This window comes from Rheinheimera oceanensis, from assembly GCF_018831085.1.
Classification (GTDB): Bacteria; Pseudomonadota; Gammaproteobacteria; order Enterobacterales; family Alteromonadaceae; genus Alishewanella; species Alishewanella oceanensis.
In genome coordinates, this window is the sequence record NZ_JAGPNM010000010.1 from 30,238 (window position 1) to 53,584 (window position 23,347).

The window sequence follows — 23,347 nt, forward strand, 5'->3', positions numbered from 1 at the left end:
AAACATCATGAGTCAAGGTAAGGTCGTCCAAATCATTGGCGCCGTTGTGGATATCGATTTTCCACAAGATGCGGTACCTGGTATCTATGACGCGTTAAACGTGACTGACGGTGATCTGGCTGGTTTAGTGCTGGAAGTACAGCAGCAGCTGGGTGGCGGTACAGTTCGTACTATCGCGTTAGGTACTACAGACGGTTTACGTCGCGGCGCTGCCGTGTCTAACACCGGTAAAGCAATTCACGTTCCGGTGGGTAAAGCCACACTGGGTCGTATTATGAACGTATTGGGTGAGCCAATTGACGAAGCAGGCCCAATCGGTGAAGAAGAGCGTATGCCTATTCACCGCGCTGCGCCAAGCTACGAAGATCAGGCTGCATCTAACGCCCTGCTGGAAACCGGTATCAAGGTTATCGACCTGGTATGCCCGTTCGCCAAAGGTGGTAAAGTTGGTCTGTTCGGTGGTGCCGGTGTAGGTAAAACCGTAAACATGATGGAACTGATCCGTAACATCGCGATCGAGCACAGCGGCTACTCAGTATTCGCCGGTGTAGGTGAGCGTACCCGTGAAGGTAACGACTTCTATCACGAGATGAAAGACTCTAACGTACTGGATAAAGTATCGTTAGTGTATGGTCAGATGAACGAGCCACCAGGCAACCGTTTACGCGTAGCGTTAACCGGCTTAACCATGGCGGAAAAATTCCGTGATGAAGGCCGTGACGTACTGTTCTTCGTTGATAACATCTACCGTTACACGCTGGCCGGTACCGAAGTGTCTGCACTTTTAGGCCGTATGCCATCAGCGGTAGGTTACCAGCCAACGCTGGCAGAAGAGATGGGTGCGTTACAAGAGCGTATCACCTCTACTAAGACCGGTTCTATCACGTCAATCCAGGCCGTATACGTACCTGCGGATGACTTAACTGACCCGTCACCAGCCACTACGTTCTCTCACTTAGATGCGACCGTAGTACTGAGCCGTAACATCGCGTCACTGGGTATTTACCCGGCGATCGACCCACTGGATTCAACTTCACGTCAGTTAGATCCACTGGTAATCGGTAAAGAGCACTATGAAGTAGCGCGTGGCGTACAATCTGTACTGCAGCGTTACAAAGAGCTGAAAGATATTATCGCGATCCTGGGTATGGACGAACTGTCTGATGAAGACCGTACTACTGTATACCGCGCGCGTAAAATTCAGCGCTTCCTGTCTCAGCCATTCTTCGTAGCAGAAGTATTCACCGGCTCACCAGGTAAGTACGTACCGCTGAAAGAAACTATCCGTGGCTTTAAAGGCATTCTGGACGGCGAGTTCGACCATATGCCAGAGCAGGCGTTCTACATGGTTGGTTCAATCGACGAAGCGATCGAAAAAGCGAAGAAACTGTAAGTTCAGGCTTTAGGAGAGCGGAGATGGCGATGACAGTGCAACTGGATGTAGTAAGTGCCGAAGAAAAAATTTTCTCCGGCCTTGTCGAATCCGTGCAGGTCACAGGCAGTGAGGGCGAGTTGGGTATTTTACCTTTCCACGCCCCGTTACTGACCACCCTGAAACCTGGCATGGTCCGTATCGTGAAACAATTTGGCGAAGAACACGTGATATACGTAGCCGGCGGTGTACTTGAAGTACAACCCGATACCATCACCGTACTGGCCGATGTCGCGGTACGCGGCGAAGACTTAGACGAGCAAGCCGCTTTAGACGCACAAAAACGTGCTGAAGAAGCGATGCAACACGCTGGCGCAGACTTCAACTATGCTGAAGCTGCCGCGCAACTGGCCGAAGCCATTGCTCAGCTACGTATTATTCAGAAAATGCGTAAAAAATAAGTTCGGGTTCCGAAATATAAAAAGCCACCTCAGGGTGGCTTTTTTGTTGTCAGCCTTAAACCACCTCCTATGGAGGTGGTGATCGTTCAGTCGGGGCTATGCCCGTAGAGTCCCCATGTTAGATACTTCGCTCGTTTGTAACCAGCAAATGAGGAAGTAAATAACATGAGTAGATATGAATCCGCATCACACGTCTTCTATCGGTGCCAGTATCACATCGTTTGGACGCCGAAGTACAGATACAAGATCTTAACGGGTAACCTTGGCAAGGAGCTTTACCGTGCAATCTATGTGTATTGTTCAATGAAAAGATGCACGGTAGTAGAGCTTAATGTGCAGATAGATCACGTGCATTTAGTGGTGAGCGCCGCCGAATGTAAGCGTATCGGAATTGATGGGGGTTCTGAAAGGTAGAACGGCAATCAGGCTGTTCAATAAGTTTCCGTATCTTCGCAAGAAGAAGTTGTGGGGCAATCACTTTTGGCAGCGGGGCTACTTCGTGGATTCGGTAGGGGCGAATGAAGAAATCATCCGTCGCTATGTCAGGCATCAGGATAAAGTGGCGAGAGAAGATGAGGAACGTCAATTAAGGCTGGATGTCGAAAATAATTAAGCCCCCTTACAGGGGGCCAACGCAAAGCCACCTCCTATGGAGGTGGATTTTTACTGCTGAGTTTTATGTTTGCAGCCAGATAGGGAACAATGTTGATTAATATTCCGTTATCTTTATTATGTGAATATAAGTAAATTAAAAATTAACACTTTAATTGTTAATTTAATCCTGGTGGCAACAAATGAAGATTGTTGATCTCGGTGAGTTCAGGGTTGATATACAGGAGCGCCGGCTATATTGCCAGCACGAAGAATTGGCGGCCGAGCCAAAAGTAATAGAAGTATTGTGCTACTTTATTCAACATGCTGATCGTTTTGTCAGTTTACAGGAGTTACATCAGCAGGTTTGGCAGGGGCGTGTTGTTACCGATACGGCGGTAAGACGCACAGTAAGTAAATTAAGGGCTTTATTAGGCGACAATGATGCCGAGCAGCCCAAATATATCCGTTCGCAAATGAAGCGGGGTTATCAACTGGTGTGTCCTGCATTTGAATCGCAGACACTGCCGGCCGAAAAAGTAAAACCGCAGCATGGAGTAACGCCAAGTTTGGAAGCTCGTGTTTCTGTTAAGCGGCCTGGATACCGGAGCATCATTGCGTCAGGCATATTGTTGACAGCATTATTAAGTTTCGGCTGGCTATACTTCCAGCCAGCACAGGGCCTGCAAGCAGATTTACAGCAAGTAATTTTAGATATTCCCGGGCAAAAGGCCAGCCTTGCTGTGTCGGCGGATGGCCGTTATCAGGCCTTTGTTGGCAGGGTTAACAACAGTGATAACTGGCAGTTATTTTTATATGATACAGCTACTGCTCAACTGACAAAGATTTCAACTCCAGTACCACATGTGCGTTTTGTCGATTTTGTTGCCGACGATACCTTGCTGGCGTATGTTGGTTTTCGTGCAGATCACGCCGAGTTCTATTTGCAGCCGTTGTCTAATCTTGCCGCTGCGCCGGAAAAGATCACTATGCCGGATTTACCAATTTTAGCTGGCCCCTTGGCATTGCCGGACAACCGGTTATTGATTGCCGGTGGCGAAACCTACAATGGCAATATTCACTACTACCAGTATGATTTAACGCAGAAAACAACCCGTCAGTTTAGTTACAGTAGCGCTGTCGGTGTGCAGGATGCATATGCCAGGCTATCACCCGACAAGAGTCAAATAGCCTTAATTCGTGTAAATATTGCCGAGCGTAAGCTGTATCTACAGCTCTACAGGCTGGCAGACAAAGAGCTGGTGTATGAGCGTTTACTCAGTAATGAACTGACAGATACCCGTATAGCCTGGATAAATAATACTGAGCTGCTGATAAAGCGTAATGATAGCTTTGAGCAACTGCATCTTGCTGATTATAAGCTGAGTGCACTGAATAATACCGTCCATAGCGTCAAAGAGCTGGTATTGGATGGCAAGGGGCGATACTTTGCCATTCTCCGCAAAGCGGCAGAACAACAAATATATAAAACCCGCTGGCCATTTCGTGAGGGATTTAATCAGCACTTACAGCTCGGCCCCCAGGTATTAGCTTTACATTTTAGCCAGGATCACCAGTATTATTGGCTAATAGAGCAGCAAGATAAGCAATATCTTTTATCCCGTTATTATCCGGATACTGCGCAGCGTCAATTAGTTATGCAGTCAGAGGCCAGTTTCACGCTGTTGGATCAGGCACCTGCTTCTGCTTTGTTGCTGTTAAAGCGTAATAACCGGCTCGAACTGCTAGATGTTAATAGTGGTATGTCAGCAAATGTATCTATGCGTACACAACAGGTAGATCAGGGGGTATTTGCTGCTGATGGTTCCGCGGTGTATTTTCCTGTATTCAGTGCCGGACAATGGCAAGTCATGCAATACGACCTGGCGTCAGCATCACAGCATTTACTACTACAGGATTACCGCTACCTGGAGCCCTATAAAGAGGGATATCTGGGGGCTGATTCTGGCGGCCGCTTGTGGCTGTTAGATAAACAGTTTGAGCAGCAACAGTTACTGTATCAGGGGATTCACTTTGATCTTGATTATAAGTTTATGTTGCGTAAAGAGCAGCTAAGTATAGTGCATCGTACGCTGATGTCAGATTGGCAACTGGTAAGTATTGATCTGCAGCAGCATACCAACTGGCAACGCAGCCTGCCTTTTAATGAATTCAGTTTAAATTTTTCATTGGATGCATCTGGTAATGAACTACTGTTTTTTAAACCAAGAGTTGATACAAATCAGCTGGTTAGCGGTGGTTATAACTTTGGTTATAAATCTATTTTGTAAAAGTTACACTTAAATCCCGCCGCGGTTATCGCGTTAAAACACTTTGGCGCCCAAGCTTGGCTCGAGTATCCACTCAGTCAAATCTATAAGGACGCCATCATGTTAAAGAAAATCTCTGTTGCAGCTACAGCTTTAATTACCGTGTTCTCTTTATTGGTTTCTGCGCCGCTGCTGGCCGATGACAATGCTGGTAAAGATAAAATTGATATTAAACCTTACTGCTGGTTTATCTGCCCGCCAGATAATGCTTCTGAGTAATTAATTCCAGCGGGGAACATGATATGAGCCAGATTGAACCTATGGTCAGAGAATTACAAGCGATGACAACTCTGACTGAGCTGCCCGGTTTCTTTTTACAGATCCAGCAGCAATATCAATATCCGTTCTGTGGTTTGGTGCTTTGGCGTGCGCAGCGAAAAGCTGAATTAATATGTGCCGGTACTAAGGAAGATTTCAATTTTCTGACCAGCCATAACCAGTTACAAGTATTCTGCCAGCAGCGCTGCACGCCAGCATTAGCCAGTGATAGTGGATTAATTGAGGCTTTGCCGTTTGCTGATGAAGCTTTATTAATCCCTATTCGTGGGGTTGGCACCGATGCCGGTGTGCTGATCATCGGTATGCAGTCTGCACAAGTTGAGCTGGCTGAGCATATTGCGTGGTATTGGACCATCATCGCGAACTATGTCTATGAAGCCATTTATCGTTTGGCCGAACAGGCTGCAGATAATGATAACTTTGGTTTAACCAGCAGGGAAAAATCCTGCCTGAGTTGGGCAGCTAAAGGAAAGACATCCTGGGAGATCAGCCAAATCCTGTCTATTTCTGAGCGTACAGTAAATTTCCATTTGGGCAATTGTATTGCTAAAACCAACAGTAATAACCGTCAGCAGGCTATCTGTCGTTGTATCAGTGCTGGCCATATTTATATCTGACTGGGATTAAGGAGAGCAAAATGCTGCAAATTATGCTGTCACAACCCTGTGTATTGCCAACTGAGCTGGTAAGCCTGGAACGATTATGCCAGCTTGTTGAGAACCTGAGTATTGCTGTACGGCCTGAAATTCAGGCTGGTAATGAGTCCTGTTTTGCCGAACAGCCGAATACGTGAGGATAAGATGCAATTTATATATCAGTCTGAAGCTGCTGAATGCGGACTAGCCTGTATGGCGATGATAGCTGGCTATCACGGCCATCAGCTTGACCTTGGTACCTTGCGTAATCGTTATGCGGTGTCATTAAAAGGCGCCAATCTGCAACATCTTATCCAACTGGGTGATCAACTCGAGCTGGCCGGGCGGGCTTTAAGGGTTGATCTGGATGAGCTTGCTCAATTGCAACTGCCGTGTATTTTACATTGGAATATGAATCATTTTGTGGTGCTGAAAAAAGTCAATAAGCGCTATATCGTTATTTTGGATCCTGCGGTGGGTGAGCGCAAAGTCGCTATGCAGGAAGTGTCAGATTGTTTTAGCGGCATTGCTCTGGAGCTGACTCCTACACAAGGTTTTCGTAAACGCGATGAGCGTGTTCAGCTTGGGCTTACAGCATTCTGGAGCCGGATTGAAGGTTTACTACCATCACTGCTGAAAATTTTTGTCCTTTCTCTACTGTTACAGCTGTTTGTACTGGCATCGCCTTATTATATCCAACTGGTGGTTGACGATGTGTTGATTAGCGCAGATCAGTCGCTGATGCTGGTACTGGCACTGGGCTTTGGTTTACTGATGTTAGTTAAAGTATTAACTCAGGCATTAAGAAGTTGGGTGATTTTGTACCTGGGCTCGACAATGAATTTGCAGATGGCTACTAATTTGTTCCGGCATCTGGTGCACTTACCGCTAAGTTATTTTGAGAAACGCCATATTGGCGACATCGTATCGCGTTTTAGTTCGCTGAATCAGGTCAGAGAGCTGATGACCAATAGCCTGGTTGAAGGGCTGATTGACGGCATTATGGCCAGCTGTGTGCTGGTAATGATGTATGTTTATAGCCCTAAATTGGCTACTGTAGTGCTTGGCACCGTATTGCTGTATGGCTTGCTGCGTTGGGGGCTATACCGGCCAATGCGTAACCGCACCGAAGCCAGCATCATGGCGGTGGCGAAAGAGCAATCCAACTTTATGGAAACTGTACGAGGTATGCAGAGCATTAAGCTGTTTGGTCAGCAAAGCCAGCGGCTGAATATCTGGCAGAACAGATACTCAGACGCAGTTAACCAGAACTTTCTGCTAGGCAGATGGCAGATTTCCTACCAGACAATTAATCAGTTGTTATTTGGTATTGAGAACACTGTTGTTATCTTTCTTGCTGCGTATGCTGTGATGGACGGCCTATTAAGTGTGGGTATGTTATTTGCATTTCTCACCTATAAAACACAGTTTACGGAGAGAATGGCTGCACTTATCGACAAACTGGTATTGCTCTACATGGCACGCCTTCATCTTGAGCGGTTATCAGATATTGCACTGACAGAGAAAGAGCAAGATGACGCAGTTGGCCTTTATCGTGAGATCTCTGGCGAAATCACGGTACAACAACTGGCATACCGCTATTCAGCCACTGATCCTTTGTTATTTGATGCTGTTAGTTTTAGTATTCTTGCTGGTGAAAGTGTAGCTATTATAGGTCCTTCTGGTTCAGGTAAAACGACACTGGCTAAATTGATGCTTGGGCTCTTACCTGCCGATAGTGGCAAGATCTTGGTGGATAACACTGATATACAGCATTTAGGGCTCAGGCATTTTCGGCGTCAGGTGGCTGCCGTGATGCAGCATGACCAGTTGATGTCTGGCACCCTGGCAGAGAATATAGCTTTTTTTGATCCGGAAATGGATCTGGACAGAGTTGTGCAATGTGCCACCCTGGCAGGTATCCATCATGACATTGTAACTATGCCGATGGGCTACAACGCTTTAATTGGAGATATGGGAAGTTCATTGTCGGGCGGTCAGCGCCAACGCCTACACCTGGCCAGAGCTTTGTATAAAAAACCCAGAATTCTGTTTTTGGATGAAGCAACCAGCAGTTTGGATATTCAGTTGGAGAGCCATGTGAATGAATCAGTTAAGACACTGAATATTACCCGGATTATCATCGCACACCGGCCAGAGACAATAGAAAGCGCAGATCGGGTGTTGCTGTTGTGTGACGGTAAGATCCTTGAGGTAACCGAGCAGTATCGTCAGGACAGATTGAAAAAGATCGCCTGAATAATTTTATATTTTCTTTTACTACGGGCTATATGCCCGTTTTTTTATTTAAAAAATTTATAAAAACTGTGAAATCTGACAGGTGTTTTATTTTTAGTAAAGAACTACTATTTATTTGTTGGTGGGCAATAGAGCTAAATACTAACAAATGATAAATTGAATAATCTGCTGTTGTCTTGATTTGGAATGACTAAGAATTATTCTTATGATTAATTAATATTTGAGGAAATTAAGATGAAAAAACAAGCATTGAACAAAGACAAAGTACTTAACCTGCAACAACTGGCTCAGGTTTCTGGTGGCCGGGCACAGGATCATGCTGCTCCTATGGATTGGAGCACAATGAGCCGTGGCTGTAACACCATCGGCAAGGATGAGTGGAGCACTATGAGCGACGGTTGTGTGCGCGATGGTGTAATTGCACAATAATACCGGCCATATAAAATTTATTGAAAAACGGACTTTTAGTCCGTTTTCTTATTTAATACAACCCTGTAATAAATGACAGTTTAATAAATATATTTTATTTTTATAATGCTTTTTAAATTGTTTTTGTTTGAGGTGTTTATGCGTGACTTAAATGCACATCCAGATTTCTATATTCCATTTGAATGGAGAAAACCTAACTCGGAATATTTTGATTTTGTCAGCAATATTATTCCCCTGACATGGCGTTTAAAGCAGGATTACTTTTGGACCTATGCTATATCACCTGTAACCATGGCAGAAAAACCAGTACAGGGGTGGAAAATTCATATTTCCAGTCGTTGGGGTAATGAATACAGCACACTGGAAAAAGTGGTGCCGCTATGTATTGCGCATCAGGTGGAATTTAAATTTGCCAGTGATGGCAGAATCCTGAAAACTCTGCTGGGAAAAAATTGTACCCGCTCGGCTTCCGGTAAGTTTATTACCATTTACCCTGCCAATAAGGCCAGTTTTAACAACCTGATAGAAGCGTTGTATCAGGTACTTAAAGATGAAGAAGGTCCTTATATCTTGTCAGACCGGCCGTATAAAGATGCCAGTGTGCTGTTTTATCGTTACGGTGGTTTTAAAGGGTTTGAGCAAAAAGATAATTTTAATCGTACTACGGCCTGCATTATAGATAATGCATTTTGCTATATCGAAGATAAACGTGATGCCTGCTTTGTCTTGCCTGATTTTGTATCAGATGACTTCATTTCGACAACTGAGGTTTTAACCGACAGTTGCGAGGCCGATAACGAGCCTGCTGTGGCACAAAACATATTTAATGGCCGCTATGACATGAAATCAGTGATTAAGTTTTCTAACGCTGGTGGGGTGTATTTTGCTGAAGATATTCACAGTGGCGAAGAAGTGATTATTAAAGAAGCTCGTCCCTATGTTGGTGTTGACTCCGGGGTTGATTGCATTGTCAGACTGGAGAAAGAATACCGGATACTTACCAAACTTAACGGTCTGGATATAGCACCTAAAGCGTATGCTTATTTTCGTGAATGGCAGCATGTATATCTGGCGCAGGAGATTGTCGCAGGCCAAACATTGCGCAGCTATCAGGTGCAGCAAAGCAAGATTGTGCATGCACAGGCTACGGATACTGAATTACAGGACTGGGTTCGCAATACCATAACCATTGCAATTAACTGTATAAAAGCATTGCAACTGTTGCATTCAAAACAGGTAATTTTTGGTGATTTATCCCTGAATAATATTATGGTTGACCCAGAAACACTGACTATAAAGCTGATTGATTTTGAAGGGGCCTGCGAGCCGGGTATTGATAAAGACGTTAACTTCTATACACCTGGCTTTGCCAAAGCTGAGCGTTTGGCACGTGATTGTGTTGATTACTGTGATGATTACCATGCTCTGGGTTATGTATTGGTAGCAATGGTTATGCCCAGCAGTACTATGTTAAACCTGAAAGCAGATTATGCTGATGTATTCTTCCGCGAACTGCAGCTGGACTTTGGTCTGCCAGCGGCTTACTTGCAATGCATAAATTACTTATTACACGATCCTGCACCTGAGCTGGCACATTGTGTTGCTACGTTGCAGGCAGTAGATGTTAGCCAGGTACATGCCCTAGCTCTGAATACGAATATTAACCAATGTCAGTTGCAGCAAGACGCCGGGCAACTTATTGACGGTGTGCTGCGATACAATGCACACCATCTGCAGTTAGACCGCTATGAGCGGGTACTGCCGTTTGGACCGGAGTTTCAGCAGGCAATTGCGGTAGACCATGGCGTGGCTGGTGTGGCTTATGCCTGGAACAGATTGGCTGGGAACATACCTGCTGAAATGCTGAGCTGGTTGGAACACAAGGCTGTATCTTGCGGTGATGCCTTGCCCGGTTTGTTAAATGGAACCTCTGGTTATGCCTGGGTGCTGCAGGAACTGGGTTCTGATACATTGGCTGGCCGTGTGTTACAGCAAACTGAAATGAACCGTCAGCTTTATAGCAATATGTCGCTGGGCTATGGTGCTGCAGGTTATGGTTATGCGCTGTTACACCGGTGGCAGAAAACCGGGCAGGCTGATGATTTAGCCAGAGCAAAGAAAATTGCAGCAGTGCTGTTGTTGCAAGCTGTAGAGCGGGAAGGCGCCCTGTACTGGGAGGATGAAGAGCAACCGGCAGGTGTGGGTGTTGGCTTGTGGGAAGGCGGTAGCGGTATAGCGCTGTTTTTACTGTATCTGTATTGTGCTACCCAGGATACACAATATCTTAATGCCGGCCAGAAAGCTTTGCAGGCTGATTTGACGTTTGGCAAAGACACCAATGGTTCTTATGGCTTTCCGAAACGCAGCAATACTTCCATCTTGTATCCCTATCTTGGATACGGTACAGCCGGTGTTGCCAGCGTTGTATTGCGTTATTACGCAGTGACTGGCGATAGTCAGTATCTGGATTTTATTCATGCTGTTAAATCTTCAGTGGCGTCAAAGTATACCATTAACTCCGGTTTGTTCAGTGGCGTGTCAGGATTGGGTAATTATTTACTGGATGTTTATGACTTCCTTCACGATCAAAGTTATTACCATCTGGCATGCCAGGCTGCAGCTGCCTTAAAAACGTTCGTTGTGCAGCGGGAAGAAGGTATTTGTTTTCCTGCGAATAACCGTACCAAAGTTAATACCGATTATGCCGATGGCTCGGCTGGTACGGCGTTATTTCTGCAGCGTCTGGCTGAGGGTGGGGAAAACTTCAACTTTATGTCTGATCAACTGATTTGGGATTATCTGGCTCAACACAGCCAGGCAAACACCAAGCCTTATGCCAAAGCGAGTCGGGTGGCTGTAGGGCAGGCTGTCAGATCTGACAGCTTTGCGTAACAGTCAATTTTATTACACTTACCGAGCTGGCTGGAGTGGGGAAGATCATGGGTTCCGATAATTTATTCAGGGCTGAGGCCCTGAAACACCAGGGCGTAAAACTTGATGGCAGTGTAATAATAGCCCAACCGCTGAAAGTGTCAGTACTGCTTAGTATTTTGGTGGTTGTGGTGATGGTATTAGTATTATTTCTTAGCCAGGCATCGTTTAACCGCAAGGAAACAGTAGTTGGGTATTTAAAACCTGATCTGGGGCTGGCCCGGGTGGCACCGCAACGCTCCGGTACTCTCGTTGAATTATTTGTTGCTGATGGTGACAGTGTCAGGGCAGGCCAAAAACTGGCACTGATTTCATCAGAAGAGTATTTGGCACACGGGAGTAACTTAAGTGGCCAGCTTTTGTTGTCACTTGAGCAACAACAACAAACTTTGCAGCTTAGGCTGGATGAATACCAGCTATTGTATAACCAGCAACACCAAGCTTTGCAGGATCGTATTGATAATCTGTTGTCGCAACTAACTGAAATCCGTGCACAGCAACAGCTGATGCAACAGCGGGAGCGGTTAAATAAACAGCGGTTAGTTGATATTGAAACTTTGCACCGCGAAGGACATATTTCTGCTACAGAGCTTAATAATCAGCGTGAACTGTTACTGAGTATGCAGCAGCAGCGCGCGGAGTTATTAGTTAACTATCAACAGCAGCAGGGGCAGCTAATTCAGCTTAAGTCACAGCTGGGCGCACTACCGCGCGAGCATGAACAACAAAAAGCGCAGCTGGCTAGCGAACTGGCGCGGTTATCTCAACAGCATTCAGAACTGTCAGCCCGCAGTGAAATATTAATCACAGCGCCGGTTGCCGGGCGGATCACCAATTTAGTGGCGCAGGCGGGTAGTATGGCGCAGGCGGGCAAATCAATACTGACTATTTTACCGGAAAACAGCAACCTGTATGCCGTGTTGCTGGTACCAACCCGTGCTTTTGGTTTTATTCAACCCGGACAGGAAGCCCGTTTACGTTATGATGCTTTTCCCTACCAGCGTTTTGGCTTATATCGCGGTGAAGTAATCCAGCAGTCAAAAGCTATTTTATTACCCACAGAAGTAGACATGCCGGTATCGCTTACCGAGCCGGTATACCAGGTTAATGTACAACTGGATCAGCAACAAATAGCAGCTTATGGCGAACAGGTGCCGTTGCAGGCCGGTATGTTACTCAGCGCAGACATTGTGCTGGAACAGCGCAGCCTGCTCAGTTGGCTGTTTGAACCTCTGTTCAGTTTACGTGGCAGGTTATAGGGAGCAACGTATGCGTCGGTTATTGATAATCTGGCTGTTTTTGTCTGCTGTAGCTGTGGCTGCACTATACCCTTCTACCATTTATATCAGCGTGGCAGAGTCACAGCATGCGGGCATACAGGGCGAAAAACCATTGCTGCATTTCTGGGCGGATAAAAAGCATGCTAACTGGTTTCATGTTGGCAGTTTGTACCTGCTGCAACATGATACCTATCAGATCAGTGGCAGATTGTTTTCCATTACCCATGCAACAGCGCGGCCAGATGAAATCAAACTGGGGTTTTATCTTGAAACAGCAGAATTGCCAATGGTGACTGAACAACAGATATTCAGCATAAGTGAAAAACACCCAGCACAATAGCAGCCCCGGATACGGCTCAACTACCTCAGTTTATAGCTGACGGATTATATATAAACAGTAAGCTAGCTGAGCTATACCCGGATATTCAGCAAAACTTCACCCTGCCCCTGTAATCTGCGGCATTATCTATTAGAATAACCGCACTATCGAAGATAAGCATGATTACAGGGATTCTTTTATGGCATTAAATGTAGTGATTCTGGCGGCCGGTAAAGGCACAAGGATGAAATCTGATTTACCCAAGGTACTGCATAAAGTGGCCGAACGGCCAATGGTACAGCATGTTATTGATACTGCCCGTGCTTTAGGCGCTGATAAACCGCAGCTGGTTTATGGCTATGGTGCCGAGGCGCTACAAGCCGTCATGGGCGGGCAGCCGCTGCACTGGGTATTACAGGCTGAGCAACTGGGTACCGGCCATGCAGTAGCGCAGGCTATACCGAATATCGCCGATGATGATACTGTGCTGGTGTTATACGGTGATGTACCTCTTACCCGTTTAGAAACCCTGCAACAACTGTTAGCGGCTAAACCGGCTAATGGCCTGGCCATTTTAACCGTGAATTTAGCCAACCCCACCGGCTATGGCCGTATAGTGCGCGCTGGTGAAAATAATGGCGGTAAGGTAACCGGCATTGTTGAGCAAAAAGATGCTAATGCTGAGCAACTGAAAATCAACGAAGTAAACAGCGGCATTATGGCGCTGCCCGGTAAACAGTTAAAAAGCTGGTTGGGTCGGTTGTCTAACAGCAATGCCCAGGGTGAATATTATTTAACTGATGTTATCGCTATGGCACACAGTGAGGGCGTGGAAATTGCCACGGCGCAGCCGCAAAACCCGATGGAAGTAGAAGGTGCCAATAACCGGGTGCAATTGGCAGCGTTAGAGCGCGCCTATCAGCAGCGTAAAGCGGAAGAATTAATGCTGGCCGGTGCTAACCTGCGCGACCCTGCGCGGATAGATGTACGCGGTAGCGTTGAGGTAGGCAATGATGTGATGATCGACATCAATGTCATCTTTGAAGGCAAGGTCGTGTTGGGCAAAGGCGTTACAGTTGGCGCGAACTGTATTTTAAAAGACTGCGTTATCGGTGATAACACTGAGATTAAACCCAATTCAATGATTGAAAAAGCCAGCGTAGGCGCTGATTGCTCGGTAGGCCCTTTTGCCCGCCTGCGGCCGGACAGCGTGATGCTGGACGATAGCCATGTTGGTAACTTTGTTGAGATGAAAAAAACCACTCTGGGTAAAGGCTCTAAAGCCAACCATTTAACCTACCTGGGTGATGCGGTGATTGGTGCCAAGGTAAATGTTGGCGCCGGTACCATTACCTGCAACTATGATGGTGCGAATAAGTTTGTTACTACCATTAAAGATGGTGCCTTTATTGGTTCCAATAGTGCGCTGGTTGCGCCAGTAACCGTGGGCGTGAATGCCACAGTGGGTGCCGGTTCAGTACTCACCCGCGATGCTGCCGATGGTGAGCTGGTGGTAGCACGTGCCAAACAGCGGCATATTAGCGATTGGCAGCGGCCGGTAAAAATTAAAAAGTAAGTTAATAAAACAGCCCGCAATTGCGGGCTGTTTAGTTTTGCTGCTGCAACCGGCAGCACTGCTCTAATCGCTAATCTGCTTTATCGACCAGAAGCGCTATAGCGCCATCGCCGGTGACATTACAGGCCGTGCCAAAGCTATCTTGTGCCATATAAAGTGCGATCATCAGTGCAATAGCGCCTTCACCAAAGCCCAGCATGCTACCCAGTAAGCCAACGGCCGACATTACCGCGCCGCCGGGTACGCCCGGCGCTGCTAACATCACCACACCCAGTGTCAGGATAAACGGGATCATGGTAAACAGAGAGGGGATTTCCAGATTGCTTTTCATCATAATCACGGCAACAGCGCAGCTAACGATGGTAATGGTTGAGCCGGATAAATGCACTGTGGCGCACAGCGGCACGGTAAAGTTGGCAACATCGTCTTTTACGCCGTTGTTTTTGGTGGCTTGTAGCGATACCGGAATCGTTGCCGCGCTCGACATGGTACCCAATGCAGTAAAATACGCTGGCAGCATATTTTTAATTAAGCCAAGCGGTGATTTACCGGCTTTTATACCTGCCATTACAAACAGTGAGCAAATCCAGACCCAATGCAGCACTATAGCCAGCACCAGCACTATACCGAAGGTTTTCAGTGTAACAAACACGGTACCTGCGGCTGCCATTTGGGCAAATACACCAGCGATATACAGCGGTAAAAACGGAATAATAATTTTGGTCAGCAGTAGCTGAATAATATCGCGGCCCTGATCAGATAACTGCTTTAGTGAGGTAGCCTGAGTACTGGCAATGCCCAGGCCAAAAATAAACGCCAGTGCTAATGCGCTCATTACACTCATTACCGGTGGAATATTCATTTCGATATAAGGCGTTAAATTTACCCCTTCAGTGCTGGCTAAGTCAGCTGCTGCTGGCGCCAGCATCGGAATAACCAGTGTAGCCACCAGAAATGCCAGGGTACCTGCAGCAATAGTAGACAGGTAAGCAATACCTAAAGTGCGGCCAAGTAATTTACCGGAATTTTGTGGTAATGCGGCAATACCGCTGGTAATAAAAAACAGGATCAGTAGTGGCACAGTAAAAAATAATAATTGGCCAAATAAGGCTTTAAAGGTGATTAAAATTTGCGTAAGCCAATGCGGTGCATAAAGCCCCATCATTATACCCAGCAAAATACCGGCAATTAATTTTAGTATCAGTAACATACATTATTCTCGTTCTTATAAATGCTTGGCAGTAGCCTACAGGCAACCGTGTACAGAGAGTGTCGCCGCAGAGCATACCATAAGTTGTTTATACAAACTGCGCTTTGCTGGTCGGCTGTGTTTCACGTGGAGCAACTTATATTCAGGCAAAAGTCAGTCACTAAGTACTATTTTATTGTCGTGTTAAACTAAGCTCAATTCAGACCGGATATTAATAAGGAAAGGGAAATATGCGCAAGATAGTGCTGTTAATCATAATGATGGTAGTGGCGGCATGCAGCCAGTTACAGCAAATGTCGGCATACAACGTTACTGAAACAGATTTAGAGCAACTGCTGCGTGAGCAAATACCCAAATTAACCCGCCAGGCCAATGTGGCAGGCATTCCGCTAAAGATGCAGGTAGAAAACATGCAGGTGGAAATAGGCCCGGATAACTCTGAAGTGGTGCGGGTGAATACTGCTGCCACAGCCGCGCTGTCACTGTTTGGCTTAAGTTATCCGGCCAATATGCAACTGCAGGTAGAAGGTGTGCCTTATTATGACGGCACAGAGAAAGCAGTATATCTGCGTTCAGTTAAGCTACTGGGCTCACAGATTGAAGCTGCCGGTTATCGCGGCAATCTGGCTCCGGTCACCAATGAGTTACTGCAACTGGTTAACAGCTATCTGGCTGCAAACCCGGTTTACAAGCTGGATACCTCTAACCCTACCGTTAAAATACTTACTGCTGTGCCGGTAAATATGGCCGTTCAAAGTGGCCGCATCAGTTTTACACCGGGTAAAAACTAATACAGATCACGCCGGTAGCGGCCTTGTTGTGTAAGCTGCGCTAATCCGGCCTCGCCAACAACCTGTTGTAGTACCTCGTGCACGGCTTCACCCATGCCGTGCAGGCTGCCGCAAACATAAATAACAGCGCCCTGCGCCAGCCATTGCTGTAACTGTTGCTGCTGCTCTGCCAGCATATGTTGCACGTAGCGCTTTTCAGTCTGGTCTTGCGAAAATGCCAGGCTACAATGGCTGATAAAGCCCTGTTGTTGCCATTGCTGAATATCACGGGCAAAGAAAAAATCACTTTGTTGTTTACGCTCGCCAAACAGTAACCAGTTTTGCCGCTGGCCCAGAGCAACACGTTGTGCCAGTAATGCCCGAATACCGGCAATACCGGTGCCATTAGCTATAAAAATAACTGGCGTATCACTGCTGTTGGCCGGTAAATGAAACTGTCTATGGCTACGCAGGCGGATTTGCACCGGTTGCTGCTCCATCGCCCAGGCAGTTAGCCAGCCAGAGCCTATACCCAAAGCTCCGTCATTATATTGTACCTGGCGCACCAGTAATGTTATCGGGCCCTCGCCTGGTATTGAAGCAACAGAATAACTACGCAGAGGCAGCTTGGGTTGGGTTGCCAGCCACTGCGGTAACGTTTCGCCGTTGGCCGGTGGTTGAACTTTATCCAGCTGCAGCTCGGCCAATGCCCAGCATAGCGGAATATGCCGTCCCTGATAATGCACGGCCTGGCAGCCATTAATCTGGTGGCGTGTTAGCCACAGCGCTACGCTGCATTTGCTGTTTTCCGGTTGAATGTCAACAATATCTCCAGCCTGCCACTGGGTACCTGCCGGAGGTTGTAGTTTAACAATATAGCAAGGTAAGCCGGTGCTGGCCGGGTTGGCAATATAGCGGCTGCTAAGGCTGGCCTGTAGCCAGGTAGTGCCGGTATCTATTACTGGTGTTTGTTGTGCGGTTAAGGTTGCTGTAAAACCGCTAAGCAACTGCTGCCACTGCGTTAATGCCGTACTTTGCCGCTCAGAGCTATCCAGCTCCAGCAGCGGTTGCAACGCTTTAGCTTCCCGGCTGTGCAGCCATTGCTGCAACCAGTGGCCAAAGGCACAAAATTGCTGATAGCTGCGATCGCCCAGCGCTAGTACCGCAAACTGCAATTGACTTAGCGAGCTTTGCCACTGCTGCGCCAACTGATAAAACTGGCTGGCATTGTCTGGCGCTTCGCCTTCACCATAGGTGCTTACTACAAAAAGTGCTTTTTGATACTGGTTAAGCTGCTGCTGGGTAAGTTGGTTCAGCTCTGCCAGTGCAACGCTAAAGCCGGCTTGCTGTAACTGTTTGGCACTGCTTTGTGCCAGTTGCTGCGCCATACCAGACTGGCTGGCATAACCCACCAGCCAGTGTTGCCCGTCGGTAGCTGGGGCTGCGGGGTACTTTTTCACTGCCCAGTAAAGCCTTAGCAGTAAACCCATAATGCTTAGCTGGGTGCTTAGCCATAACCACTGTGCCTGGGGCTGAGCAAAGGGTGCCAGCGGCAGGTAAAACCACCACAGCAGCGTAAGAATTAACGCCAGCAGCAAGTGCTGTTCCAGCCAGGCAGACACTGGTAATTTTTTAACTGCAGCAGAGTATGGCTTAAGCCGGAAACTGGCAATAAGGGCTGCCAGGTTAAACAGGTAAAGTAATGCCAGGCTGCCCGGCTGCATAGTACCGGCAGAATAAAGGTGATACAGCGGCAACAGCAGCAATACTGCTAAATTCAACCACTCCAGCTTAGTTTGCCAGCGCTGTAACATAAACCCTCAAAAGAAAAACAGGGGTGGCAAAACCCACCCCTTAACGTGCAAGACAAGTAAAACAACGACCAGAGAAGCCCATCCGGGGCCCGGAACTACCTTCATCCCTGAACGCTGCAAACTATAATACGATTAATTCTCAAATGCAAATAGTTCTCATTAGATAATTGAATGCAAATAATTACAGCAACGTTTTGCTTGCAAAAGCAGCAATAGTCAGTAAAATATCTTTCGTTTTGAAACTTAAGCGAAAGAAATGAATAAACGTAACACCCAACAACGGCGGCATCTTATCGTTAGCCAACTGCAGCAACAGGGCGAATTGTCGGTAGAGCAACTGGCCGGGCAGTTTAATACCTCTGAAGTCACCATTCGTAAAGACCTAACTGTACTGGAGCAAGCCGGTTTGCTGTTGCGCCGTTATGGCGGCGCCGTGCCGGTGCCGCAGGATTTTGTCAGCGATTCCAGCTTAGAGAAAATTTCAAATCGAAAGCAGGCAATTGCCAAAGCGGCCGCCAGCCTGATTAAAGATCACTACCGCATTATTATCGACAGCGGCCGCACTACAGCGGCATTACTGCCTGAACTGGCGGCAAAACGTGGCTTAGTAGTGATGACAAACTCATTGGCCATTGCCAATACATTGCGTGAACTGGAAAACGAGCCCACGCTGTTAATGACCGGTGGCACCTGGGATCCGCAATCTGAAGCTTTTCAGGGCCAACTGGCAGAACAAATGCTGCGCAACTATGATTTTGACCAGCTGTTTATTGGCGCCGACGGTATCGATTTAGCCCGTGGCACCACCACCTACAATGAGCTATACAGCTTAAGCCGGGTAATGGCAGAAGTTGCCCGCGAAGTTATTGTAATGCTGGAGTCAGATAAGCTGGGGCGCAAAATTCATAACCTTGAATTGCCCTGGGCGATGGTAAAAGTGCTGATCACAGATGAAGGCTTATCGTTAGCCGACGCCAAACAAATTGAACAACAGGGTGTTAAGGTAATACGGGTTCAGGCCTGATTCACCGCCACACCTTAACGTAACATTATAATATTTAAGATTTCCGGAGAATAATTATGTGTGGAATAGTCGGTGCTGTAGCGCAACGTGATGTAGTGGATATCCTGGTAGAAGGCCTGCGCCGTCTGGAATACCGTGGTTATGATTCGGCCGGTGTGGCCGTGGTAACCAGCAATGGTGAACTTACCCGCCTGCGCCGTTTAGGCAAAGTAAAAGAGCTGGCCGATGCCGTAGCTGAAAAGCCGGTGATTGGCGGCACCGGTATCGCCCATACCCGCTGGGCAACGCATGGCGAGCCAAGCGAGCGTAACGCCCACCCGCATGTTTCCAGCAAAATTACCGTAGTGCACAACGGCATTATTGAAAACCACGCACCACTTCGTGAAGCCTTACAAGCCAAAGGTTATGTGTTTACCTCTGACACCGACACCGAAGTTATTGCTCATTTAGTTGAAGAAGAATTGAAAAGCGCCGGTAGCCTGTTAGCGGCAGTACAAAAATCGGTTAAGCAACTGCATGGTGCTTATGGCACCGTACTGCTGGACAAAACCGACGCCAGCCGCGTTGTGGTTGCCCGCTCAGGTAGCCCGCTGGTAATTGGTTTAGGTATTGGCGAAAATTTTATTGCCTCTGATCAACTGGCACTGCTGCCGGTAACCCGCCGTTTTATCTTTCTGGAAGAAGGCGACGTAGCCGAAATTACCCGTCACAGCGTGCGTATTTTTGACAGCAACGGCAACGCGATTGAGCGCGAAGTGCATGAATCAAATGTAAGTTACGATGCTGGCGACAAAGGTCAGTACCGCCACTTTATGCTAAAAGAAATTTACGAGCAGCCAAACGCCATCAACAATACGCTGGAAGGCCGTTTAAGCAGTGATTCCGTACTGGACGAAACCTTTGGCAACGGTGCGGCCGAGCTGTTTAAACAAGTAAAACACGTACAAATTGTCGCCTGTGGTACCAGCTATCACTCCGGTATGGTAGCGCGCTACTGGTTAGAGTCGTTAGGCGGTATTTCCTGTAACGTGGAAATTGCCTCAGAATTCCGTTACCGCAAATCGTTCGTGCAGCCAAACAGCCTGCTGGTCAGTATTTCCCAGTCTGGCGAAACGGCAGACACCCTGGCCGCTCTGCGTCTGGCTAAAGAAGCCGGTTATGTTGGTAGCTTAACCATTTGTAACGTGGCTGGTTCATCATTGGTGCGCGAGTCGGATCTGGCCTTTATGACCCGCGCCGGCGCCGAAATTGGCGTCGCCTCAACCAAAGCCTTTACCACGCAGTTGGTAGGTTTGGCGATGTTAACCCTGGCAATTGGTAAATATAACGGTTTAACCGCCACGCAGCAGCGCGAGCTGACCGCAGCGCTGAAAAGCTTGCCGGCAAAACTGGAGCAAGCCCTTACGCTGGCGCCACAAATTGAAGCCCTGGCCGAAGAGTTTGCCGATAAGCACCACGCGCTGTTTTTAGGCCGTGGCGATCAATACCCTATCGCAATGGAAGGCGCGTTAAAGCTAAAAGAAATTTCGTACATTCACGCTGAAGCTTACGCCGCCGGTGAGTTAAAACACGGCCCGCTGGCGCTTATTGACGCTCAAATGCCAATTATCGTGGTAGCGCCAAACAACGACCTGCTGGAAAAGCTGCAATCGAATGTTGAAGAAGTACGCGCCCGCGGCGGTATTCTGTACGTATTCGCCGACGCCGATGCCAGGTTCCAGTCAGACGCCACCATGCGCGTAATCAACGTGCCACATGTCGCCGACATCCTGGCACCTATCGTCTACACCCTGCCACTGCAGTTACTCAGCTACTACGTCGCCATTATCAAAGGCACCGACGTAGATCAGCCACGCAATTTGGCGAAATCTGTTACAGTGGAATAAACTGCGGTAAAAAATATTAAGGCCTGTGGTATTGCAATAAAGATTCATACTAAGCAATAAAGTATCATCCTTAGTATTATAGATTCATACTGAAAATTGATTAGAAGGCCGGCATTTTGCTGGCTTTTTTCTTGTCATTTGGCAACGATGTATTTAATAGTATTTGGTGTGTAAGGGATTTGGTACGTGCAGGTAGAATGCTTAGTTATAGAAGGTGTTTTACTTATCATGGGCAGCCCCACCTCCTAACGGCTTAGTGATCGGACCGATTGGTGCCAGAATTAGCCTTCATGCATTTTTCGTTGAACGAACTTTACCGAGTTGGTTTGCCGCTTGATTGCTGTTTCATCCCGATAAATAGTTAGCTCATGTAACACTTTGTAGATATTAAATAAAAACAAGGCCAAGCACCAGGACGCAGCAAAGCTTCAGCTCTGCTGACCATGTTGATTTCTTTTGAGCAGTTTTAGCTTTAATATCAGTTTAATAAACATCGGTTGTTGGTCTAAATATGAAAAATTACGAACTTAATGAATATGAAGCCGCTTTAGTTTTTGATATGTCCCCCACTTTACTTCGGTGGATGACGGTTAATGGGGTTGTTGATAAGACAAAATTGAGCTTCGAAGAGCGTAATGAAATTTACTACTACGATAAAGAGGAATTACATCGTCTAAACTTAAAAATGGCAGGTAAATGGCCAAAAAGCTCAAAAGGAAAAAGACCAAATATTCCCGAAGGTATTAAACGAGAAATTAAACATGAAGCAAGAAATGCCTGCCCTGCCTGCAATAAAAGTTACGGTGAAATTGCGCATATCGATAGTGTTGCGGCTACTCACTGCAATCACCCTAAAAATCTGATATTTCTTTGCCCAGATCATCACACAGAGTATGACAATGCCCTTATTCCTAAAAGTATCGACCGTGATGAGGTTATTACCCTTAAAAATAGTCTTAAAATTTTTCAAAGACAGTTATGGAAAATACAGGGCAACACTATTAATACCTATTTGTCAGGGTTGAACTCAGCTAAATCCCTTTTAGCTGTTCATAATGTTGTCAAGAAAGTAGTCCCAGAGTCTGAATATAGAGATACACTAGAAAAAATTGCTAAGTCTACTGAAAAAGCATCAGGAAAGATTATAAATCGCATCAACTTTGGAAGTGCTAGCTTTTTAAATAGAGAAGTTACTAAATATATTGACCAGAATAAGGAAAATCTTTGCCCTTTATGTCACGGGTTAGGATCTACTGACTTTTACGATCCTTGCCCTGTATGTTTGGGTGATGGTGAAGTTAAACCCGGAACTAGACATCAAATTGATTTATCGCCATTTGAATTAGTTGAGTGCAGGCTGTGTGATGGTGTAGGGGTTTATGAAAACATGGATTGTCCGGCATGTAATAGTGAAGGAAAAGTATCTCAATTCTTCGATGATTGCCATGACTGGTCGATGCATGATTTAGTAGATTGTAAACTTTGTAATGGTGAAGGATTACATGAAAGTCATGATTGCCCTGCTTGTGATGGTGAAGGAAAGGTAACGAAGCATTTTGCTGACAACCATGACTGGTCGATGCATGATTTAGTGGATTGTAAACTCTGTAATGGTGAAGGATTGCATGAAAGTTATGATTGCCCTGCTTGTGATGGTGAAGGAAAGGTAACGAAGCATTTTGCTGACAACCATGACTGGTCGATGCATGATTTAGTGGATTGTAAACTCTGTAATGGTGAAGGATTGCATGAAAGTTATGATTGCCCTGCTTGTGATGGTGAAGGAAAGGTAACGAAGCATTTTGCTGACAACCATGACTGGTCGATGCATGATTTAGTGGATTGTAAACTCTGTAATGGTGAAGGATTACATGAAAATTATGATTGCCCTGCTTGCGATGGTGAACGAAAGGTAACAAAGCATTTTGCTGACAACCATGATTGGTCTGCGTATGAGCACGTAATGTGTCAGTTATGTAAAGGCGAGGGTCGATATCATGCAGAGAAATGCGAACCTTGCCATGGTGAAGGAAAGGTTACCAGAGAGTTCAACTATGAGCATGATTGGCATCAGTATCAGTAGTTATCATATCGAAACTACGATAATTGTAGTTCAAACTAAGCAACAGTAATAAAGTTGCATACCGAACCTGCCCTAGCTATGCTTTTGTTTTGCATCGT

18 protein-coding genes and 1 pseudogene are annotated in these 23,347 nt (G+C 46.5%); 17 read left to right on the top strand and 2 right to left on the bottom strand.

Annotation, left to right across the window (positions count from 1 at the left end):
* Window positions 1–7 precede the first annotated feature (7 nt).
* From atpD to glmU, 13 genes and pseudogenes are all read left to right on the top strand, one after another.
* A complete protein-coding gene (gene atpD / locus J3B89_RS17855; protein ID WP_173502589.1) occupies window positions 8–1,393 on the top strand; it encodes a F0F1 ATP synthase subunit beta in 1,386 nt (461 codons plus the stop codon).
* Between the two features lie 23 nt (window positions 1,394–1,416).
* Complete coding sequence (locus J3B89_RS17860) at window positions 1,417–1,833, top strand: F0F1 ATP synthase subunit epsilon (RefSeq protein ID WP_027670541.1); 417 nt, start codon at window positions 1,417–1,419, stop codon at window positions 1,831–1,833.
* 165 nt (window positions 1,834–1,998) lie between these two features.
* Window positions 1,999–2,446 (top strand): annotated as a pseudogene (gene tnpA, locus J3B89_RS17865) (IS200/IS605 family transposase).
* Window positions 2,447–2,627: 181 nt separating this feature from the next.
* Window positions 2,628–4,715, top strand: coding sequence for a winged helix-turn-helix domain-containing protein (locus tag J3B89_RS17870; protein ID WP_215399052.1), 2,088 nt, complete (start codon window positions 2,628–2,630; stop codon window positions 4,713–4,715).
* A 99-nt stretch (window positions 4,716–4,814) separates the two neighbouring features.
* Window positions 4,815–4,973: a hypothetical protein gene (locus tag J3B89_RS17875; protein ID WP_215399051.1), complete on the top strand. Its 159-nt coding sequence runs from the start codon at window positions 4,815–4,817 to the stop codon at window positions 4,971–4,973.
* A gap of 23 nt (window positions 4,974–4,996) precedes the next feature.
* Window positions 4,997–5,650, top strand: a complete 654-nt coding sequence (locus J3B89_RS21420; RefSeq protein WP_215399050.1) for a helix-turn-helix transcriptional regulator — start codon at window positions 4,997–4,999, stop codon at window positions 5,648–5,650.
* A 20-nt stretch (window positions 5,651–5,670) separates the two neighbouring features.
* Window positions 5,671–5,826, top strand: coding sequence for a hypothetical protein (locus tag J3B89_RS17885; protein ID WP_215399049.1), 156 nt, complete (start codon window positions 5,671–5,673; stop codon window positions 5,824–5,826).
* A 7-nt stretch (window positions 5,827–5,833) separates the two neighbouring features.
* A complete protein-coding gene (locus tag J3B89_RS17890) occupies window positions 5,834–7,927 on the top strand; it encodes a peptidase domain-containing ABC transporter (RefSeq protein ID WP_215399048.1) in 2,094 nt (697 codons plus the stop codon).
* Window positions 7,928–8,161: 234 nt separating this feature from the next.
* On the top strand, window positions 8,162–8,356 hold the full coding sequence (locus tag J3B89_RS17895; RefSeq protein ID WP_215399047.1) for a hypothetical protein: 195 nt from the start codon (window positions 8,162–8,164) through the stop codon (window positions 8,354–8,356).
* Window positions 8,357–8,494: 138 nt separating this feature from the next.
* Entirely contained in the window at window positions 8,495–11,248 is a 2,754-nt protein-coding gene (gene lanKC, locus J3B89_RS17900) for a class III lanthionine synthetase LanKC (protein ID WP_215399046.1), read from the top strand.
* A gap of 47 nt (window positions 11,249–11,295) precedes the next feature.
* A complete protein-coding gene (locus tag J3B89_RS17905; RefSeq protein ID WP_215399045.1) occupies window positions 11,296–12,546 on the top strand; it encodes an HlyD family secretion protein in 1,251 nt (416 codons plus the stop codon).
* Between the two features lie 10 nt (window positions 12,547–12,556).
* Window positions 12,557–12,907 carry a hypothetical protein gene (locus J3B89_RS17910; protein WP_215399044.1) on the top strand — a complete coding sequence of 117 codons (351 nt, stop codon included), beginning with the start codon at window positions 12,557–12,559 and terminating at the stop codon, window positions 12,905–12,907.
* 178 nt (window positions 12,908–13,085) lie between these two features.
* Window positions 13,086–14,462, top strand: a complete 1,377-nt coding sequence (glmU, locus tag J3B89_RS17915) for a bifunctional UDP-N-acetylglucosamine diphosphorylase/glucosamine-1-phosphate N-acetyltransferase GlmU (protein WP_215399043.1) — start codon at window positions 13,086–13,088, stop codon at window positions 14,460–14,462.
* A 70-nt stretch (window positions 14,463–14,532) separates the two neighbouring features.
* Here glmU and J3B89_RS17920 read toward each other — a convergent pair whose 3' ends face one another.
* Window positions 14,533–15,672: a dicarboxylate/amino acid:cation symporter gene (locus J3B89_RS17920; RefSeq protein ID WP_215399042.1), complete on the bottom strand. Its 1,140-nt coding sequence runs from the start codon at window positions 15,670–15,672 to the stop codon at window positions 14,533–14,535.
* A 230-nt stretch (window positions 15,673–15,902) separates the two neighbouring features.
* Between J3B89_RS17920 and J3B89_RS17925 the strand changes: the two genes are divergently transcribed.
* Entirely contained in the window at window positions 15,903–16,463 is a 561-nt protein-coding gene (locus J3B89_RS17925; RefSeq protein ID WP_215399041.1) for a YceB family lipoprotein, read from the top strand.
* Here the strand turns inward: J3B89_RS17925 and J3B89_RS17930 are convergent.
* The gene (locus tag J3B89_RS17930) at window positions 16,460–18,256 is read right to left on the bottom strand and encodes a flavodoxin domain-containing protein (protein ID WP_215399040.1); all 1,797 of its coding nucleotides are present in this window, start codon (window positions 18,254–18,256) and stop codon (window positions 16,460–16,462) included. The two genes, J3B89_RS17925 and J3B89_RS17930, sit on opposite strands and share 4 nt — an antisense overlap.
* 256 nt (window positions 18,257–18,512) lie before the next feature.
* Here J3B89_RS17930 and J3B89_RS17935 point away from each other — a divergent pair, with 256 nt between their 5' ends.
* From J3B89_RS17935 to J3B89_RS17945, 3 genes are all read left to right on the top strand, one after another.
* Entirely contained in the window at window positions 18,513–19,280 is a 768-nt protein-coding gene (locus J3B89_RS17935; protein ID WP_215399039.1) for a DeoR/GlpR family DNA-binding transcription regulator, read from the top strand.
* A gap of 56 nt (window positions 19,281–19,336) precedes the next feature.
* Window positions 19,337–21,166 (top strand): glutamine--fructose-6-phosphate transaminase (isomerizing), encoded by a 1,830-nt coding sequence (glmS, locus tag J3B89_RS17940; protein WP_215399038.1) that lies wholly within the window; start codon window positions 19,337–19,339, stop codon window positions 21,164–21,166.
* A gap of 511 nt (window positions 21,167–21,677) precedes the next feature.
* The gene (locus J3B89_RS17945; protein ID WP_215399037.1) at window positions 21,678–23,249 is read left to right on the top strand and encodes an HNH endonuclease signature motif containing protein; all 1,572 of its coding nucleotides are present in this window, start codon (window positions 21,678–21,680) and stop codon (window positions 23,247–23,249) included.
* The last annotated feature ends 98 nt before the right edge of the window (window positions 23,250–23,347 follow it).

Excerpts from the sequence above, each read along its gene's own strand:
- atpD (WP_173502589.1), top strand. The coding sequence starts at position 8 with ATGAGTCAAGGTAAGGTCGTCCAAATCATTGGCGCCGTTGTGGATATC.
- J3B89_RS17860 (WP_027670541.1), top strand. The coding sequence starts at position 1,417 with ATGGCGATGACAGTGCAACTGGATGTAGTAAGTGCCGAAGAAAAAATT.
- J3B89_RS17870 (WP_215399052.1), top strand. The coding sequence starts at position 2,628 with ATGAAGATTGTTGATCTCGGTGAGTTCAGGGTTGATATACAGGAGCGC.
- J3B89_RS17875 (WP_215399051.1), top strand. The coding sequence starts at position 4,815 with ATGTTAAAGAAAATCTCTGTTGCAGCTACAGCTTTAATTACCGTGTTC.
- J3B89_RS21420 (WP_215399050.1), top strand. The coding sequence starts at position 4,997 with ATGAGCCAGATTGAACCTATGGTCAGAGAATTACAAGCGATGACAACT.
- J3B89_RS17885 (WP_215399049.1), top strand. The coding sequence starts at position 5,671 with ATGCTGCAAATTATGCTGTCACAACCCTGTGTATTGCCAACTGAGCTG.
- J3B89_RS17890 (WP_215399048.1), top strand. The coding sequence starts at position 5,834 with ATGCAATTTATATATCAGTCTGAAGCTGCTGAATGCGGACTAGCCTGT.
- J3B89_RS17895 (WP_215399047.1), top strand. The coding sequence starts at position 8,162 with ATGAAAAAACAAGCATTGAACAAAGACAAAGTACTTAACCTGCAACAA.
- lanKC (WP_215399046.1), top strand. The coding sequence starts at position 8,495 with ATGCGTGACTTAAATGCACATCCAGATTTCTATATTCCATTTGAATGG.
- J3B89_RS17905 (WP_215399045.1), top strand. The coding sequence starts at position 11,296 with ATGGGTTCCGATAATTTATTCAGGGCTGAGGCCCTGAAACACCAGGGC.
- J3B89_RS17910 (WP_215399044.1), top strand. The coding sequence starts at position 12,557 with ATGCGTCGGTTATTGATAATCTGGCTGTTTTTGTCTGCTGTAGCTGTG.
- glmU (WP_215399043.1), top strand. The coding sequence starts at position 13,086 with ATGGCATTAAATGTAGTGATTCTGGCGGCCGGTAAAGGCACAAGGATG.
- J3B89_RS17920 (WP_215399042.1), bottom strand. The coding sequence starts at position 15,672 with ATGTTACTGATACTAAAATTAATTGCCGGTATTTTGCTGGGTATAATG.
- J3B89_RS17925 (WP_215399041.1), top strand. The coding sequence starts at position 15,903 with ATGCGCAAGATAGTGCTGTTAATCATAATGATGGTAGTGGCGGCATGC.
- J3B89_RS17930 (WP_215399040.1), bottom strand. The coding sequence starts at position 18,256 with ATGTTACAGCGCTGGCAAACTAAGCTGGAGTGGTTGAATTTAGCAGTA.
- J3B89_RS17935 (WP_215399039.1), top strand. The coding sequence starts at position 18,513 with ATGAATAAACGTAACACCCAACAACGGCGGCATCTTATCGTTAGCCAA.
- glmS (WP_215399038.1), top strand. The coding sequence starts at position 19,337 with ATGTGTGGAATAGTCGGTGCTGTAGCGCAACGTGATGTAGTGGATATC.
- J3B89_RS17945 (WP_215399037.1), top strand. The coding sequence starts at position 21,678 with ATGAAAAATTACGAACTTAATGAATATGAAGCCGCTTTAGTTTTTGAT.